The organism is bacterium, from assembly GCA_030654305.1.
GTDB lineage: Bacteria > Krumholzibacteriota > Krumholzibacteriia > LZORAL124-64-63 > LZORAL124-64-63 > PNOJ01.
Map to the genome: position 1 here is coordinate 1 of JAURXS010000299.1, position 1,074 is coordinate 1,074.

A 1,074-nucleotide genomic window follows, 5' to 3' on the forward strand; every position below is an offset into this window, starting at 1 on the left:
CCGGCAACCGCAACCACGTCATGGACCTCGCCACCGGCGCCCAGGATGTCCTGGACGTGTGGTGGAACGACGCGGACCCGACCCAGTTCACCGCCCACGCCATCGACGTGCTGCTGTACGTGGACCTGAACGTCTACGGCATCGCGCCCGGCGGCGTCGTGGCGGTCAACGGCTCCGATGCGCCGCTGGACTACACCGTCCCCTCGCTCACCCAGCTGTCCGACGACGGCGTGGGCCAGGACGCGACGGCCGCCGACGGCATCTACTCCGTCGCCGTCACCTTCCCGGCGGGCTCGCGCAAGAACGTGACCTACAAGTTCCTGCTCAACGACGCCTACGAGTGCTTCGCGCAGGGCGACCGCGGCGTCTTCCTGAACGACGAGCTCTACGACACCATCGGCGGGGCTCTCGGCCCGCTGGCCATGCCCGTGGTCCACTTCGACCGCTGCTCCACGACCTGGCGGCCGGTCGAGGTCGTGTTCCGCGTGGACGCGAACGTCGGGCAGACCCCGGTCGGCCCCGGCGACGTGCTGTCGGTCAACGGCACCACGAGCAACGTCGCGCCGCCCAGCTTCAGCTGGGACATCCCGTCGCTCAACGACCTGCGCGACGACGGCGTCGCGCCGGACGCCGCGGCCGGCGACCTCGTCTACACGACGTCGGTCGTGTTCGCCGACTCGAGCCAGATCTTCAACGAGTACAAGTACCTGGTGAACGACGTCTACGAGTGCACGGGCCAGGCCAACCGCACGTTCACCGTCGACGCCGACAACTTCAGCCTCGTCAGCCCCCAGGTCCTGCCGCTGGACATCCTGCACCAGTGCGAGACCACGGCGGCCCCCGACCTGGCGCCGTCGCGGCTGTCGCTCGGCCAGAACCACCCGAACCCCTTCAACCCGCAGACCGAGATCGCCTTCACGGTCCACCGGGCAGGCCCCGCCTCGCTGCGGGTCTACGATCTCAAGGGCGGGCTCGTGCGCTCCCTGCACGAGGGTCGCCTGGAGACCGGCGCCCACGCGATGACCTGGGACGGCCGCGATGCCGGCGGCCAGCTGTCGCCGGCCGGCGTCTACT

General features: G+C 70.1%; 1 protein-coding gene. It reads left to right on the forward strand.

Annotation, left to right across the window (positions count from 1 at the left end; all coding sequences use genetic code 11):
* A partial coding sequence (locus tag Q7W29_08570; GenBank protein ID MDO9171871.1) for a choice-of-anchor X domain-containing protein occupies window positions 1–1,074 on the forward strand: 1,074 nt, incomplete at both ends.